Genomic DNA, 984 nt, shown 5'->3' with positions numbered 1-984 from the left:
GAAGAATATACAGCAACGAATAATACTGATGGTACCTGGACATTAGCGGATAATACCTTACCTGCATTGGATGATGGTGAAACTACTATCACGGTCACGGCGACCGATGCAGCAGGTAACGACGCTACGAGCACTGACACGATTAACGTCGATACTGTGGGTCTTAACGTCAGTGTTGATGCGTTAGTGACCAATGATACGTCACCAGCGCTAAGCGGCAGCATTGATGATGCCACAGCGACTGTGATTGTTACTGTCAATGGTATTGACTACACGACTGTCAATAATGGCGATGGCACTTGGAGTTTAGCCGCTGATACCTTGCCTGATTTAGCGGAAGGTGACGTTGTTATCAACGTCTCGGCGAGCGATCAAGCAGGCCATACGGACAGCACAACAACAACCATTGAAGTCGACACAACAGCCCCTGTGGTAAGAGTTGACTCCATTATTACCAATGATACAACACCTGCTATCACTGGCTCAATTGATGATCCAACCGCAGTCGTTGTGGTGACTGTTACCGTGGATGGTGAAGAATATACAGCAACGAATAATACTGATGGTACCTGGACATTAGCGGATAATACCTTACCTGCATTGGATGATGGCGAAACCGTTATCACAGTGACCGCGAGTGATGCAGCGGGTAATAGTGCAACGAATACTGGCACCGTTGAAGTAGATACAATTGGTTTAAATGTCAGTATTGATGCGTTAGTGACCAATGATACGTCACCGGCGCTAAGCGGTAGCATTGATGATGACACAGCAACTGTCATTGTCACGGTGAATGGTGTTGATTACAGCGCTGTTAATAACGGCGATGGCACTTGGAGTTTAGCCGCTGATACCTTGCCTGATTTAGCGGAAGGTGAGGTTGAGATCAGTGTTTCAGCGAGTGATCAAGCAGGCCATACGGACAGCACAACCACTACGATTGAAGTGGATACTACAGCTCCATTAATTAGCGTTGACTCTATT

The 984-nt window shown here is 46.8% G+C and carries 1 protein-coding gene; it reads left to right on the top strand.

Features of this window, described 5'->3' with window-relative positions:
* A partial coding sequence (locus V5290_RS17285; RefSeq protein WP_333388750.1) for an Ig-like domain-containing protein occupies positions 1-984 on the top strand: 984 nt, incomplete at both ends.

Origin of the sequence: Psychromonas arctica, assembly GCF_036697365.1 — a bacterium.
Lineage (GTDB): Bacteria > Pseudomonadota > Gammaproteobacteria > Enterobacterales > Psychromonadaceae > Psychromonas > Psychromonas arctica_A.
The sequence above is the reverse complement of the archived record's forward strand: the minus strand, read 5'-3'. Positions and strand labels throughout refer to the sequence as shown.